This is a genomic window from Methanomicrobiales archaeon HGW-Methanomicrobiales-1 (assembly GCA_002839675.1).
Classification (GTDB): Archaea; Halobacteriota; Methanomicrobia; order Methanomicrobiales; family Methanospirillaceae; genus Methanoregula.
Map to the genome: position 1 here is coordinate 1,003,738 of PGYM01000001.1, position 15,349 is coordinate 1,019,086.

A 15,349-nucleotide genomic window follows, 5' to 3' on the forward strand; every position below is an offset into this window, starting at 1 on the left:
GGGGGAAATTCACAAGTTTGCGGGATTTTAATCACGCCCTAAAAAAGGGGTTTGACACATTTCCTTTTTTTTTTAGAGAAAACCGCGACTCAATCACCAGCCCGACATGATGGCAAAATAGTATTTTATCCAAAAATTTGCTCTGTGGAAACAGACTTGAATAGATCTCGTTCACACCAGATCCATGAAATTATTTGAGATATACCCCCGCTACAGGGCCTCTTTTCAGGCACGGCGCCGCAAGAAGTTTTTTGCATATTTCCGTCATTGATCCGCCGCGGGGGCGCCCCTTCGGGGGCGGCGGGGTTTATCGCATTGGGGGTGTAAAGGGCCCCCTCATCATAATTCCTAAAGATGATTATTTTCATAAGAAAACCAATTGTCTTAAAATTTAATGCCCCCCTCTTGTGCCACCAATCTCCCGTTGGGGAAGGGGGCACATTGCAATAGGACGAATGAGGTTCCCGGTCACATCGCCATCGCAATTGGGAGCGTCAGAGATTGCTGGATGATTTCTCCAGAACACAAAAATTAAAAATCATCCTGTTGCTTTTTGTTTTGCAGCGGTTGATTCCCCTCAATCGTTGTAACGGTCACGTTTGTCGAGGAGATCGTAATCCGGTCTTCCTTTTCAATAGCGGTAAGGACAAGTTCGTTTAACCGGGAGCGCAGGATACGGCGACTGCGGGCATCGGTCACGTACCGCACATCCAGCGTGATCCAGTTGTCCGTGAGCGTAATGTAAGCAGACGGTTCAACAACTTTTTTGGGAAGATAATATTTTTCCCCGATCCGTTCGATTTCCGCATCAGCCTGCCTGGTTGCCAGGGCAGTTTCTTTCGTGACAATGCCAAGGATGTTTTTGCCCGCTTCCAGTCGCTGTCATAGGTTAAGGGAATGGAGATCTCATCCCAGACAAACGAATGATCGCGGGTGTAATTGTATAACGCATGGGTGATCACCAGACCGTTTGGTAAGATGAGCAGGCGCCCGGACGGCTGGTCTCGAAAGACTCAGCCCCGCACACCAGCTACTACGGTCGGATTCGTTATCTCGAAAAACTTCGTTTGCGCACCATTCCAGATCTCAATAATCCCATAAGAAATGGAATCAATAAAGGTCTTTTCCCGCCATGTTCCCGTTGGTTTGCCGCTCCAGTCGCTATCCATGACACATTCGCTGAACCGCGGCTCTAGTCTGTACACGGTCTTTTCAGGAAGAAAAACTGGATCCAGATTATCTACTGTGGCTGATGAACCCGGACCAACAACAAGAGTGGTTGTATCGCCAAGAGGTGAGGTCATCTTGGCGGAGACCTGATAAGAGAAGTATTTGGGGTCAGCCGGGTTTTGGGAATAATGGACCGCGTAGACGGTTCCGGTTACCTTTGCCAGTTGAATCGCGTTGTTCGTGATACCCCGGCAGGGAATCTCCTTTGTTACAATCTTGTAACCAGCAGTGTCCGGAAGTGTGGCTAATGCCTTGCTGTTCGATCCTCCCGGGGAAGCACCGAACGCGGCAGTTGTCCCCCACTGGCCATACGCAGGAACCGTGTAAGTATAGGGCCCGGTAATGGTGTGCGTTACGCTTCCCGGGTACCGGATTGCGACAAGGGCACCGTCATCAACCTCAATGTCCCATCCCCCTGATACCGGGTCTCCCCGCGATGCATCAGTTGTACTCCTTCCCGCCTGGATCTTCACCTGTGCCGGGTTTGTAATCCGGGCAATGTACGCGTATGAGGTTTTATCCGAGAAACTGAGCGCATAGGTGATATACGCGTCAAGAGCCTGATCGACCGTCATCCCGTCCGTGACCCCGGCTTTTTTCAGGTATGATGCGGGAATGTAGTCTTTGAATTGTGCTCCTGATCTGACATCATTGCTGTCGACAAAAGCGGAAACGGGTGCAGGGAGGCTCACCGCAATGATGATGAGACAAAGGATCAAAAACCGGTTCATACTTTTTCTTTCGAACCGGGTATAAAAAAAAGTTTTGTTTCAGGCCTGCGAGAAGGCTGGATTAAGACCGGCACTTGGGGCTCTTACTTCTCCCAACTCACCTCACCCGGATCCCGTGTTGGCAAACCAAATATCAACAGGTACATTGGCAATTGCCCTGCTCATTCCGGTTCTTGTCATCCTTATCGATATCAGTGAACTGACCGCTATGTTTCCGCAGACCCTGTCTTTTGATCCTTGCGCGAAGCGAGAGTTTCACCCGTGGTTGTGACCGTAACCGTTGTCGATGAGATCGTAATCCGGTCTTCTTTTTCAATAGCCGAAAGGATCAACTCGCTCAACTTTGACCGCAGGATACGGCGGCTGCGGGCATCGGTAACGTACCGCACATCCAGCGTAATCCAGTTGTCCGTGAGCGTAATGTAGGCCGAAGGGTCAACAACTTTTTTGGGAAGATAATATTTTTCCCCGATCCGTTCGATCTCGGCATCTGCCTGTTTTGTTGTCAGGGCTGTTTCTTTCGTGACAATGCCTAAGACGAGCTCTTTTGCCAGTTTCCAGTCGCTATCATAGGTCAGGGGAATAGAGATCTCATCCCAGACAAACGAATGATCGCGGGTGTAATTGTATAACGCATGGGTGATCAACAGACCGTTTGGTAAGATGAGCAGGCGCCCGGACGGCTGGTCTCCGGAGACCCAGCCCCGGATCTCCATTAACGTTGTGCTCATGAGACCGATATCCATGACATCCCCGAACTGGTTGTCAATGGCAATCCGGTCCCCAATCCGGTACATGCTGGTGATGATGACCAGTAAACCCCCGACAAAATTCTTAAACACATCCTGCAGGGCAAAAGCAAGGGCAGCACCGATGATACCATACGATACAATCAGCGCAGAAGTATCCGTCACCCAGATCCGCAGGCAGAGAGCGATGATGAATATAACGGATATAATTGAAATGGCCTTTTTTGCGGTGTACCGGGTTTTTAAGTCGGCTATCTTCCGGACAAGGAAGATACCGGTAATCACCGGGAAGACCAGGTAGGTGATGGTCAGGACAAGGGAGGTGGAGAAAAGATCCATGACAACCGGCTCATTGATGATATGCGCAGCAGCGCCCAGTGCAACAGAGAGGAGAAGAAACGCAGAGAAGATGAGCAGTTGTCGTTTCATGAGTAAATACCAGTAATATTCTCTTCTTTCTTTTTCGGGTATATAGATTTCATGCGGGAGAGCCGGGAAAAATTGGATGACCGGCAGGATTATGGTTTCGTTTCCGGAGATTGCCCTTTCATATCCGGTGACGGGGGAACAAATGAGGGTGGCCGGATCCCTGCAGATTTAAATTCCGCCCATGCCCTCCGCGTAACTTCAGACTTGAACTCGAACTCCAGCCGGAGGTCATTGACATATCCCTTTGCCCGGACACGCTTGTAGAACGGGAAGTCCTCGAAAAGAACCGTGTACGGATATTTTTTCGAGATGATCACGTACTTCGAAGTCACCAGCGCCTCTTTTAATATCTTCATGGCCTTATCCGCATCGGAATCCGGGTGGATGTAGAGGTCGATCACAATCATCATGGCCAGGTCGCCGGCATTGCCACTGGTTACTGACTGGCTGAAGATCATGGTGTTTGGCATGGATACCAGTTCATCTGCAGGTGTCTGGATACGCGTAGAGCGAATACCGATATCTTTTACTTCCCCGTATTTGTCGCCGATGGTTACTTTGTCGCCGATCTGGTACGGCTTTTCAAAGATGATTACTATACCCCCGACGATATCGGAAAACAGGTCTTTCAACCCGAACCCGATAGCCGCACCAAAGAGCCCCGAGAATGCAATCATCTGGGTCAATGAAGGTTCGATGACCGCGAGGATGATGTAATAGAGTGCGACCAGGTAGACGAGGAGCTTGAGGAGGGGGATGGTCATCGTGACGGATGTCCGGTACCAGCCGATCCGCTCAGAGACATGGACGAGAATAAAACTGAGCAGGTAGGACAGGACGTAGGCGATGACGATGATAAAGATGATGTAAAGTATCAGGTTTACATCGATGGTTTTTATCGGGAGTTGCATCGTGACATCGGCAGCAACATTCGCAGTAACATTGGAAAGAAGGGTATCTGCCATGGTTACCACAACCTCCGGGTTTTCTTAAGATAATCCGTTACCGGGCCAAGGGCAAATGGCTCGATACGGTAATACCCTGCATCCTCCCGGATCAGGCCCTGCTGGACGAGGCGGTAGAGCACCCGCTCGATATTCATCTCGGATCCGGCAATCGCGGTAAGATCCTTTGCATGCAGGGATTCCATGGACAGGATAACGGAAAGAATGAAGGATTCATTTGTGTCCAGGGAGATGGAATAGACCGTTTCGGTGATTGCACTTAATGAGATTACATTATCTTTCAGGCTCTTATCCCAGAGCAGGATGGCAACCCCGGGATTTCCCTGTGCAATCCGGTTGATCTTTTCAAAAATGATGTCTTCTAAGGAGATTTGAACGCGTTTTTTCCGGGGAAGTTTGTGAAGCGCTACCTTAAAATTCAGCTTTATCCAGGGAATTGAAATTTCCTTTGCCATAAACGGCAGGTGCACCGTGCGGTGGATTACGGAGAAAAAAATCGAACTATCTGCGGTTCCCTCGTCGGCAAACCGGATCTCGCCGGTCTTGTGTCGCGTCAGGATCAACTGCTTGATAACCGGTGTATCCATCTTGTTTAAGGAGACAATGGAGGGGAAATACGCATCAATGTTCATCACGGAGGAGAGGTACTGCCAGCTGTAGGTGTTCCAGGTCGTAATGAAGATCTTTTTTGACGTGATCTGCGTACGCAGGAACGTATCAAGTACATCAAAACCACCAATAACTCTCGTGGTTAAGAACTGGCAATTATCGATAAAGATGATATCTTCAGACATGCAGGAGAAATCCGGAAGATCTGATTGATGTAAGACAAAATCCAGGGACTGGTAGTGTACCCTTTCGCCATAGAGACGCCGGATCTCGTCAACGAGTGTTGTGCGGCCACTCAGAGGACCTGCAATGATGGCAATATGGGACGGTGCACCGGATTCTGAGCGTTCGATGGCTTCAGTTATCTCTTTTATTTCCCGTTCATAGCCGATAACGGTGCACACGCAATCTGAATTTTCCACTTCTGCCATATCCTGCCAGTCCTACTAGTGAGATAAACGGGGGATTATTAAAAGATATGGAAAAGCCGGTTGGTTTTTACGTTACCGCAAGAACCTGTACAGGTTTTTACGGTACCCGGGCAATCCGGTAATCTTCCAGTTCGCCGGCGTGATACACAGAAATATCCACAGGGCGGCCTGAAAGGTATTCCTGTATAGTCTGTTTGTATTTTTCCGGATCATGCCTTAGGTTACTCACGGTAAAATATTCGTGAATCGTTTCTAAAAAAGAGATCTGCTGGGAGAGAAATGCATTCTCGTATTCCTTAATCTTCCGGGAGGTAGTAAGGCACTCCTCATCGGACAGGGCCGGGTCATATCGCCCGTGCTCACCCGGGTGGGCAAACTGTCGCCACATCACTTGTCCAGCCGCATCGGCATCCCGTCGCAACATGTGCGGGTAGATGTGGCAGATGGAGAATCTCTGGTCATAGATACGACAGTTCCCGTTCTCTAAAAACCAGCAGGATCCGGGCGGATCGTTTTTCATCCGGAGAGCATATCCCGAGACATATAACCTGCCGTTCTGGTCACAGAACTCCGGGTCCGGTGCGGGTTCAAAAGCTGTGGGATCGATTGTTTCGAGTTTAGCGATATCCTGATCCAGGAGAAATATGTGATTGTTGATGGCACGGGTGCAGCAGGTCCCGCAGCCGGCGCACCGGAACCCGGTCGCCTTGATCTCTTCTGCCATTTTTTCAAGCGGGAACGCAAAAAGACGGTTCCGCTCCTGCATCAGCGCGACAATCCGATAGGGTAGGGGAATTCCTCCAGGCATGTCCATCATTCCGCGTTTTTACGCATCCAGACATCAACCTGCTTAAACGGAATCTCGATCTTCTCCTCGGTAAACCTGCGGGCGATGCGGCAGTTCACATAATCCTGGACATCCCATGCAGAGTCGTAATTGTTCGTCCAGAGAATGAGTTGACCGTTGAGACTGGATTCACCGAATTCTAGAAAATACACCGATGGGGCGGGATTGCATAAGACCCAGGTCGTCTTCTCCGCAGCCTCGTGGGCAATGGTGAGAAGGATATCTTTTACTTTATCCATATCGGTACCATAGGCAACCGAGAACGGGATACGGATTTTCAGGTAGTAATTTGGCATCGCGTAATTGATAACCACACTCGAGGTGACTTTCGAGTTCGGGAAGGTGACGATCTGGTTATCCAGCGACTTGAGGCGGGTACTTCTTGGGCCGATGCTCATGACGTCTCCAAAGAACGTATCGATCTTCACCCGGTCGCCAATCTTGAATGGCTTGTCCATTGCAATGATTGCCCCGCTGAAGAAGTTGCCAATAATATCCTGAGCGGCAAGGGCAAGGGCAAGGGCACCGATTCCTGCACCTGCGAGAAGTGGCGTGACATCGATCTTGAATTCCGCGAGTATCAGGAGGAATGCTATGAACCAGATGAGGTAACGCGCTGCAATCTCCAGGATAGGCAGGAGCCGGTCATCGAGATCCGTCTCCGTTTTTTCTGCAACGAGCGTGCCATAGGTCCGGAGGAGATTGTAGGAAAAGACCGAGGCTATCCATGCCCCGAACAGGATGAATACTGCATTGATCACCTGGCCGGTGATGAGCCAGTCCATGGAGGCAGGAACAATATCAAACTGTGTCAGGGCGACATACACCGACAGGGCAATAATCGCGACAATGAGCGGCGTCCCTATGGCCATTAAGATGATATCATCCAACTGGGACTCAGTGGCTTCTGCATGTTTCTTCAGCCACCGGACGATGACATAAGCAACACCGGCCAGGATCACCCCGACGGCAATGGTAATAGTTGCATATAAAAAACCATTATCCATTCAGGCAATCCCCCGGTTCTGCTGTTTTGCTTCGGGCCTCTGGTCCAGGACTGCCTTCATTAAGTTTTTTGTACCACACGTTCATGCTCTCTGTGGATCCGCAGATATTGGTGTTGTTCGGGAGCAATCCCCCGAACTGGTATCCGGCCCCGGCAAATATTGCATTGATCGGCCCGAAACTGGCCCGGGCGATTGTATAGGCCAGCAGGATTCCCTCTTTTACCAGTTCTTTTTCCATTGCATGAAGGAGCGTGCTGGCAAAACCTCTTCCATGGAAGAGCAGGCCGGTGGCAAAATCGGTCACCTCGGCATTCCGGTTCTCTGCATCGATCTCGCAGGAAGCTACTGCTGCTAAAAGGTGGAATTTTTTAATTATAAAAAAACGGGTATTTCCCTGCATTGACTTCCGGATAAAATCAGGATCCGTAATGGGGAACGGGTAGGTTTTGAAAACCGAACGATACAATGCTGCTATTTCCTCCGCATTTCCTGCATGGGCATGCATCAGCGAGAATCCATCCGGCAGATTGTATGAGGATCTTTCCCCCGTATGCTCGAATGCTACCGCTAATGCATCCGCAATTTTTACCGATTCTTTGACCTCTTTCCGGTCGGGGTCCGAATATTTCGCCATGAACATTGCGGGCTCTTTACCCTGGAAAAAGTCCGGGACCGTGGCTTCGGTGATATACCCGGCATTTTCAAATGTTTCCACTAAGGATTCCGGTACCTTGACAAAGATTTTGGTATAGCCTTCCTTGTGGACGAGTTCGTCGGCGTACCGGATGATGTCGTGCGTATCGGGCGGGGAGAGTTTCATCACATAGACCCGGTTGTTGGAATGACCGTGCTGGACGTAACTGTTTCCCCGGTGCAGGACCATATCACTCGAGGTCATCGGTCCTCCGTTCGATCCGGTCATTGTTCTCCGGGATAAGGGTAGTTGTTTCATCGTAATCTGCGAGCAGTTTTGCAACACCGACAATCTTTGATTCATCGGCCCGGTTGATGTTTAACTGGAGCTTGCAGGCAGCACAATCGCCGTCACAGGTGATATGATCATAATTTTCCGGTTCCTGGTACGTGCAGATCATTCCCTCGTAATTGCGGAGGACGACCTTATGCACCGACCAGGTCAGCAGGTAGTTGGGAAAGACCGGGATCTTTCCACCGCCGCCCGGTGCATCGACCACGTACCGCGGAATAGCAAACCCGCTCGTGTGACCGATTAAGTTCTCCATGATCTCGATACCCTTGGATACCGGCGTGCGGAAATGGCTGATCCCTTCCGAGAGATCGCACTGGTAGAGATAATAGGGGCGGACACGGTTTTTGACGAGCTGGTGGATGAGCTCTTTCATGATCCTCGGGCAGTCATTGATGCCCGCAAGGAGCACCGACTGGTTGCCGAGCGGGATACCGGCATCGGCAAGTTTCGCCACTGCGGCACGGGCGGATTCCGTCATCTCCTTGGGGTGGTTGAACTGCATGTTTATCCAGAGGGGATGGTGCTTTTTCAAGACCGCCACAAGATTATCGGTAATCCTGAAGGGCAGGACAACCGGGACCCGGGATCCTATCCGGATAACTTCAACGTGAGGGATGGCACGGATCTCTGTTAGGATCCAGTCGAGATACTCATCGCTGAGCATGAACGGGTCTCCGCCCGATAAGAGGACGTCCCGGATCTCCGGGTGAGTGCGGATATAGTCAATCCCGTCCAGGATTTTTGCCCGGTCCGGGATCGAATCCACATCACCGACTTTGCGTTTCCGGGTGCAGTGCCGGCAGTACATGGCACAGGTATTGCTGACCAGGAAAAGGACCCGGTCCGGATAGCGGTGCGTGATGCAGTCACACGGACTGTCTTTGTCTTCTGCCAGCGGGTCAGACAATTCGTAATGTTCGACAATCAGCTCTTTAGGAGAGGGAAACGCCTGTTTGAAGATCGGATCGTTTTTGTAATCATCCACATCGATGAGCGAGAGATAATACGGGGTGATGCTTAACGGGAACTTCTCAATGGTCTTTTTGAGTTCTTCTTTTTCGGCTGATGAAAATTTTATTCCGAGGAGTTGCTGGAACGTATCGATATCCTTGACCCGGTGCCGTACCTGCCAGCGCCAGTCTTTCCAGTACTCCGGGGCATTCATTGGCTCCTGCGTATTTTGCATCATACCCGGATCCCCCGGGGTTTCTGCGCCCTGGTGATATCCTTTCAGGATGGAGACAAGATCTTTTACCGTATTTTTTACCTGCCCGCTCAATTGCCGGATCGTACTGGCATTATCGCTTGATGGATCAATCTTTGGAGCTTGCTTTGGTGCTGCTGAGGCTGTTGTCAAATCTTTTTTCCTCCTTTAAAGTAACCAGAATTTTTTCGGCTGGAAATCCGATAGTGCGTGGCGGTAATCGTCGAACCACCGGGCCACCGGGTTGCTCTTAAAAACCATGAACTTCCCGATATTTGCAGAATCCGCGGCCTGGTGGTATCGCATGAAAACGTGATCGGCGGTCTTTCCCACGATCTCGATCTTTCCCGTTGCATGGGACATGACGAACCGGGCCCTTTTTGCAAGGCCCGAACAGGCATGCCAGGATTTCTGGAGAACTTCGTAGGATTGTTCAACCGGAACCTGGAAGAACTGGTTGCCGGTCGTTGGCCGGCACTGGAAGACATAGTACGGGGAGATACCGGAAAACGAGAGCTGGCGGAAGAGTGAGGTCAGGGTCTCGTGGTCATCATTGACCCCTTTTAAGATGGGGGTCTGGCTGACAACCATTACCCCGGCCTTCCGGAGCGCTTCTGCTGCATCTTTTGATACATCGGTGAGTTCGCGGGGATGGTTGAAATGCGCCATTAAGTAGATGCGCTTATCCGGTGTGCTGTACCGCGAAAGGACGGAAAGAAGATCAGGATCATTGAGAATCCGGTAGGGATTGTAGGCGAGCATCTTGCTGCCGATCCTGATGATATTGACGTGCTCTATCTCCCGGAGCTGGCGCAGGACCGATTCGAGCTGCCGGGTTTCGAGCGTGAGCGGGTCACCCCCGGTCAACAGGATATTTGTTATCTCCTTGTGCTCACGGATGTATTCGATATTTTCTGATACGTCTTTTACGGTCTCGCGTTCGCAGGACATGAAGAGACGTTTCCGAAAACAGAAGCGGCAGATGCCGCCACAGACATCAGTGAGAAGCAGGAGGCCGGTCTGGTCATATTTATGCTGCAGGCCGGGTTTTTTGGTATAATCTTTTTCACACGAAGGATCCGATATTCCCCCGTTTTTGAGTTCCCGTGCATCGGGAATAACGATCTTCTTAATCGGATCGTGCCCGTCCTTCCAGTCGATAAGCGAGAGATAATACTCGTTAGAGCGGAACGGGAACCGTTCCGTAACGGTCTCCATCATCTCCCTCTCTTTGGGTGCGAGCCCGACAAGGTTGTCGAGCTCTGAAATTGACGTAACGTACTTTGGATTCATTGCTTGACCTCGGTTATGAAGTTGTTCTCTGCCCGTCAGAGGGCAGGGGTCGAGCGGTGCGAAAATTTCCGGATTAAATATTAACAGAAATTGATTGTACCTTAGTGCACCACTCAGTGATCTCCAATATTGGTTTCACCCTATAAACCCTTTGTGTTTGTACAAATCCCACATGTCAGAATTTCAGGTCAGAAAACGAAAACGGGGACCAAAAACAGGCCGGAATGATTTCCGGGATTTATTCTGACCGTAATATGACAATCTTGAGGAGGATCGCAAGGAATTTCTATATATCACGGAATACTTATTGTGATAATTGAAATGCCGGTTCCCCCAAGAGACGGAGTATTACATGCCCCTTGCCAAACGTCATAACCAAACCCCGACCAATAAGACCCTCAACGCCCTGGCATCGGACCTGGGAATTGTAACGATAGCCGCAGTGATCATCCTTGGGGTTTATCTGATCGATACGATCACGCCCCTGGGAGAACCGGTCTGGCTTCTCTATTTCATCCCTCTTGTCCTGTCTTACTGGTCGGAGAGGGTGTATGCAATTCCCACGGTCTGTATCGTAACCCTGCTCTTCCTGGTTGGCGGTTTTATCGTATCCCCCCAGGGAATTGAAGTATCCCAGGCAATGATTTACCGGTTTACCTTTTTCCTGTTCTTCATCAGCGCATCGATTATTCTCTGGACAATACGCCGGCGACAACTTCTCTGAAACGGGAGACTTTTTTTCCTTGATTTTTTTAACCAGGAAATATTATTTTTAAAAATTTTTTTCCGCTACCCGGAACCAATTCGGAAGAAAACGATAGAAAGGAAAATTATTGGTATCCCCATACGCTTTCAGAATTTACCGGGCAGGTCCGGGCGAATAATTTCCTGGATTGCTGGCTCAAATCGGTTTTTAAAATTTTATCGATAACCGGATGATACAAAGAATCTGATTTTCGGATCTATTTTCCGTATCCAAAAAGAGGGGCATTCAGACATGCAGGTTTCAAGGTGAATTCGAGGAACATTTTACGATACGGGTAAGGTTAATCGCTCACTCCCGGTGTCCTGTCAATCAGGATATCCGTTATTATTCCGGTAATAAAAAAGAAAAAAAGAGAAACAAGAACAATTCACGAAGTTTTCTTTTGGGGACTGATAATTCCAAACAGCGCCCGAACCACCGGAATTCTCTTGAGGATCTCGTAGCAGGCAAAGGTCAGCAGGATACTGAAGATCACGATGGCTGCAAACTGTAGTGCCGGAGGGATGGGGAGCATCACCACATAATAGGCAATTGCCACCAGTATTGCCTGGTGAAGGATATAGACAGGATACGATGCGGTTGCCATATAGGCAGCGAAGGTGTTCTTTCGGTCAAACAGGCGCCTGCCCGTTCCCATGAGAGCAAGAACGCCCGTCCATCCGGTTAAAACATAGAGGATGGAATGCCCCCAGAATACTTCGTCATGCCCCAGGATTATTCCGTACATCCCCATCACGCCAATGGTCAGGATGATCCATGCAGCCAGGAGAACGGACCAGTACTGTTCCAACCGGGCCAGGACAAAATCCATTGAAAATAGATAGTACCCGATGAGGAACATGACAAAATACGACAGGAAAGAATAACCTGTCACCATGAAGCCGACAAAGTTCAGGAGCCAGACCGGTATAAACAAGAGACCCAGGACCAGAAGACCTGCTTTGCCGTCATTGAGGTAAAGCCCCGCCCATCGCCGTTCCGCCAGGATTACGCCGAGTGCCAGGATTGATATAAAAAATAAAAAGAGGATAAACCAGAGGTGGTCAACGCTGAAATCACCCGTAATTCCGTTTGGCGGATCCTGAAGGGGGAGAAGTGAACTGAAGAAATGCACGAACGCACCGGCAAAAGTCCCGATATAGCCGGTGTGGAATTTCAGGGCAAAGTAGGCAATAACAGGGCAGAGGAGCACCAGACCTGCAAGGAACGGAACAAGGAGTTTTGTGACACGCTCTTTGAGGTACACCCGGGGCGTTCGCTCCTGCAATGCAAATTTTGCACTCAGTCCAGCAATACAGAAAAGCAGCGGCATGATCCAGGGCTCAACCGAGACCGTAAGACAATGTGCAGCCGTAGACGAGTAACTGGAAGAAATGTAATAGCCGTACCATCCTGCGCAAAATACCATTGCGGTATGGAATGGAAAGAGCATCAGGATGCACATCCACCGCAGATTGTCAATAAAATGCAACCGGACCATGAATTATTCTGTTATGTGATCCTTTGGAAGAATACTATTACGGTTTTATTCTCAAAATAAACGGTTCTTTATCCAGGAGCGGGGTTATGCATGCCGATTTTCTTGGGGGAGAAAAAAAGGATGTCAATAAGTAGTACCCAAATGAACGGTAGCATATTTATTGAGCGATTGGCATGAGAACCGGAGCACAATAATTATGAACGATACTGCAACACCGCCAGAAGCAGCTAAATTCCCTGTACCCGCCCCGGGATCCAAAACCGGGCTCGCCAGTTCGGAGGTCATCGAACTCCGGAAACAGTATGGCTTTAACGATATCCCGGAAGAGAAGAAACATCCCTTGCTCAAATTCCTCGGCTACTTCTGGGGTCCGATTCCGTGGATGATCGAGATCGCGGCAATCCTTTCAGCAGTTATTTCTCATTGGGAAGACTTTGCCATAATTCTCCTGCTGCTCATGACCAATGCGGTGGTCGGGTTTTTCCAGGAACGGAAGGCCGAGAACGCCATTGAACTTTTAAAAAAGCAGCTCGCTCCCAATGCCCGTGTGCTCCGGGACGGTACATGGCAGGAGATCCCGTCCCGCGAACTCGTGCCCGGGGATCTCGTCCATATCCGGCTGGGGGATATCGTGCCGGCAGATGCCGTCCTTGGCACCGGGAAATTTCTCCAGGTCGATGAGTCGGCACTGACCGGTGAATCCCTGCCGGTCGAGAAGATGTCCGGGGATACGGTCTACTCCGGATCGATAGCCCGCCAGGGCGAGATGGATGCGAGTGTCACTTCCATCGGGGGAAATACCTTCTTTGGCAAGACCGCCCGGCTGGTCCAGGCAAAATCCCCCAGAAGCCATTTCCAGGCTGCCGTTGAGAGGATTGGAAACTTTCTCATCATCCTTGCCATTGTGCTGGTCAGTTTTGTTGTCATTGTTTCACTCCTGAGATCTGCATCCTTTTTGGACACGATTCAGTTTGCCCTTATCCTCGTTGTTGCGGCAATTCCCGCAGCGCTTCCTGCGGTAATGACAGTGACCCTCGCTGTCGGGGCGGTTGCCCTTGCTAAAAAAGAAGCGATTGTCAGCCGGCTCAGTGCCATTGAAGAGATGGCCGGGATGGATATCCTCTGTTCCGACAAGACCGGGACCATCACGCAGAACTCCATCAGTATCGGGGATATCCGGACATTTCCCGGGATTTCTGAACAGGATGTGATCATCGCAGCAGCACGGGCATCGAAGAGAGAGAGCAATGATCCGATCGATATGGCCATCTTCTCACGGTATGATCGCAGTACTCCCGTGCCCGGCACACCCGGCCCTGAAACCCTGGATTTTATTCCCTTCGATCCCGTTGCCAAATTTTCAAAAGCCACCATCCGGGGACCTTCCGGCAGCACGTTTGAGGTAGCCAAGGGGGCTCCGCAGGCAATTGCGTCCCTTGCCGGGGCGGATGGCACGATCGCCTCAACGCTGGACGAATGGGTGACAGGGTTTGCAGTAAAAGGATTCCGTGCTCTCGGGGTAGCGCAGACCGACCGTTCCGGGAAATGGCAGTACCTCGGCATTATCGGGCTGTTCGATCCACCTCGCGAGGATTCCGCTTCCACAATCTCGGAAGCAAAAAAACTCGGCGTGAACGTGAAGATGGTGACCGGGGATCACATCGCCATTGCAGAAGAGATCGCCGGCCAGGTGGGCCTGGGCCGGGACATACTTCCCCGGTCTGCACTCATCACCGGTAAAGGAGAGGATGTGCGGAACCAGCTGGAGGCTGCTGACGGGTTTGCCCAGGTGCTTCCGGAAGACAAGTTCCAGATCGTAAAAGTACTGCAGACGGGTGACCATATCATCGGCATGACCGGTGATGGTGTAAATGATGCGCCGGCACTCCGGGCAGCAGACGCCGGTATTGCAGTTGCCGGTGCAACCGATGCAGCAAAGTCAGCAGCAGATATTGTGTTGACAAAACCCGGGCTCTCGGTTATCATCGATGCAATCCAGAGGAGCCGGGAAATATTCCGGCGTATGGAAAATTATGCGGTGTACCGGATTGCCGAGACGGTCCGGGTTCTTATCTTCCTGACGCTCTGTATCGTAGTGCTGAATTTTTACCCGGTTACGGCACTCATGATAGTCATGCTGGCGATTCTCAACGATCTCCCCATCATGATGATTGCGTTTGACAATGCACCGGTAGCTCCCAAACCCGTGCGCTGGCAGATGAACCGCATCCTGACCCTGGCATCAATTCTCGGGATTTTTGGAGTAATTTCAAGCTTCCTTCTCCTCTGGATGGCACGGGAATATTTCCACCTGGCCCCTGATGTTATTCAGACGCTCATCTTCCTCAAGCTTGCAGTCGCGGGTCACATGACAATTTATCTTGCCCGCACCGGCCAGCAGCATTTCTGGGAACGTCCGTTCCCCTCGCTTGCTCTCTTTGGCACGGCAGAAATTACCCAGGTGGCCGCAACTTTTATCGCCATCTATGGGGTCTTTGTCATGACGCCAATCGGGTGGGGACTTGCGATGATTGTGTGGGGGTATGCACTGGTGGCGTTTGTGATCAGCGATCAGATTAAGGTCTGGTTGTTCAGGAAGATCCATCCCTATTCATGACGA

The 15,349-nt window shown here is 50.5% G+C and carries 13 protein-coding genes; 2 read left to right on the top strand and 11 right to left on the bottom strand.

Annotated elements, in window-relative coordinates; all coding sequences use genetic code 11:
- Positions 1–125: 125 nt before the first annotated feature.
- The 10 genes from CVV30_05015 to CVV30_05060 form a co-directional block, all read right to left on the bottom strand.
- Positions 126–440 carry a hypothetical protein gene (locus CVV30_05015; GenBank protein PKL70713.1) on the bottom strand — a complete coding sequence of 105 codons (315 nt, stop codon included), beginning with the start codon at positions 438–440 and terminating at the stop codon, positions 126–128.
- A gap of 573 nt (positions 441–1,013) precedes the next feature.
- On the bottom strand, positions 1,014–1,961 hold the full coding sequence (locus CVV30_05020; GenBank protein PKL70714.1) for a hypothetical protein: 948 nt from the start codon (positions 1,959–1,961) through the stop codon (positions 1,014–1,016).
- Between the two features lie 206 nt (positions 1,962–2,167).
- Positions 2,168–3,139, bottom strand: a complete 972-nt coding sequence (locus CVV30_05025; protein ID PKL70715.1) for a mechanosensitive ion channel protein MscS — start codon at positions 3,137–3,139, stop codon at positions 2,168–2,170.
- 89 nt (positions 3,140–3,228) lie between these two features.
- Positions 3,229–4,104 carry a mechanosensitive ion channel protein MscS gene (locus CVV30_05030; protein ID PKL70716.1) on the bottom strand — a complete coding sequence of 292 codons (876 nt, stop codon included), beginning with the start codon at positions 4,102–4,104 and terminating at the stop codon, positions 3,229–3,231.
- A gap of 2 nt (positions 4,105–4,106) precedes the next feature.
- Complete coding sequence (locus CVV30_05035; protein PKL70717.1) at positions 4,107–5,144, bottom strand: hypothetical protein; 1,038 nt, start codon at positions 5,142–5,144, stop codon at positions 4,107–4,109.
- Between the two features lie 97 nt (positions 5,145–5,241).
- On the bottom strand, positions 5,242–5,958 hold the full coding sequence (locus CVV30_05040; GenBank protein ID PKL70970.1) for a Fe-S oxidoreductase: 717 nt from the start codon (positions 5,956–5,958) through the stop codon (positions 5,242–5,244).
- A complete protein-coding gene (locus CVV30_05045) occupies positions 5,958–6,998 on the bottom strand; it encodes a mechanosensitive ion channel protein MscS (GenBank protein PKL70718.1) in 1,041 nt (346 codons plus the stop codon). The genes CVV30_05040 and CVV30_05045 overlap by 1 nt, the downstream gene beginning before the upstream one ends.
- On the bottom strand, positions 6,991–7,995 hold the full coding sequence (gene ablB, locus CVV30_05050) for a putative beta-lysine N-acetyltransferase (protein ID PKL70719.1): 1,005 nt from the start codon (positions 7,993–7,995) through the stop codon (positions 6,991–6,993). Before ablB ends, CVV30_05045 begins: the two co-directional genes overlap by 8 nt.
- The gene (gene ablA / locus CVV30_05055) at positions 7,883–9,175 is read right to left on the bottom strand and encodes a lysine 2,3-aminomutase (protein ID PKL70971.1); all 1,293 of its coding nucleotides are present in this window, start codon (positions 9,173–9,175) and stop codon (positions 7,883–7,885) included. Before ablA ends, ablB begins: the two co-directional genes overlap by 113 nt.
- 183 nt (positions 9,176–9,358) lie before the next feature.
- Positions 9,359–10,483, bottom strand: a complete 1,125-nt coding sequence (locus tag CVV30_05060; GenBank protein PKL70720.1) for a KamA family radical SAM protein — start codon at positions 10,481–10,483, stop codon at positions 9,359–9,361.
- Between the two features lie 352 nt (positions 10,484–10,835).
- Here CVV30_05060 and CVV30_05065 point away from each other — a divergent pair, with 352 nt between their 5' ends.
- Positions 10,836–11,207: a hypothetical protein gene (locus CVV30_05065; protein PKL70721.1), complete on the top strand. Its 372-nt coding sequence runs from the start codon at positions 10,836–10,838 to the stop codon at positions 11,205–11,207.
- Positions 11,208–11,616: 409 nt separating this feature from the next.
- Here CVV30_05065 and CVV30_05070 read toward each other — a convergent pair whose 3' ends face one another.
- The gene (locus tag CVV30_05070; protein ID PKL70722.1) at positions 11,617–12,729 is read right to left on the bottom strand and encodes a hypothetical protein; all 1,113 of its coding nucleotides are present in this window, start codon (positions 12,727–12,729) and stop codon (positions 11,617–11,619) included.
- 196 nt (positions 12,730–12,925) lie between these two features.
- Here CVV30_05070 and CVV30_05075 point away from each other — a divergent pair, with 196 nt between their 5' ends.
- Positions 12,926–15,346 (top strand): plasma-membrane proton-efflux P-type ATPase, encoded by a 2,421-nt coding sequence (locus CVV30_05075; protein ID PKL70723.1) that lies wholly within the window; start codon positions 12,926–12,928, stop codon positions 15,344–15,346.
- Positions 15,347–15,349: the final 3 nt, after the last annotated feature.

Coding starts and splice junctions, on each gene's coding strand:
- CVV30_05040 (PKL70970.1), bottom strand. CDS start 5,958: ATGGACATGCCTGGAGGAATTCCCCTACCCTATCGGATTGTCGCGCTG.
- CVV30_05025 (PKL70715.1), bottom strand. CDS start 3,139: ATGAAACGACAACTGCTCATCTTCTCTGCGTTTCTTCTCCTCTCTGTT.
- CVV30_05070 (PKL70722.1), bottom strand. CDS start 12,729: ATGGTCCGGTTGCATTTTATTGACAATCTGCGGTGGATGTGCATCCTG.
- CVV30_05075 (PKL70723.1), top strand. CDS start 12,926: ATGAACGATACTGCAACACCGCCAGAAGCAGCTAAATTCCCTGTACCC.
- CVV30_05060 (PKL70720.1), bottom strand. CDS start 10,483: ATGAATCCAAAGTACGTTACGTCAATTTCAGAGCTCGACAACCTTGTC.
- CVV30_05035 (PKL70717.1), bottom strand. CDS start 5,144: ATGGCAGAAGTGGAAAATTCAGATTGCGTGTGCACCGTTATCGGCTAT.
- CVV30_05045 (PKL70718.1), bottom strand. CDS start 6,998: ATGGATAATGGTTTTTTATATGCAACTATTACCATTGCCGTCGGGGTG.
- ablA (PKL70971.1), bottom strand. CDS start 9,175: ATGATGCAAAATACGCAGGAGCCAATGAATGCCCCGGAGTACTGGAAA.
- CVV30_05020 (PKL70714.1), bottom strand. CDS start 1,961: ATGAACCGGTTTTTGATCCTTTGTCTCATCATCATTGCGGTGAGCCTC.
- CVV30_05065 (PKL70721.1), top strand. CDS start 10,836: ATGCCCCTTGCCAAACGTCATAACCAAACCCCGACCAATAAGACCCTC.
- ablB (PKL70719.1), bottom strand. CDS start 7,995: ATGAATCAAAGATTGTCGGTGTTGCAAAACTGCTCGCAGATTACGATG.
- CVV30_05030 (PKL70716.1), bottom strand. CDS start 4,104: ATGGCAGATACCCTTCTTTCCAATGTTACTGCGAATGTTGCTGCCGAT.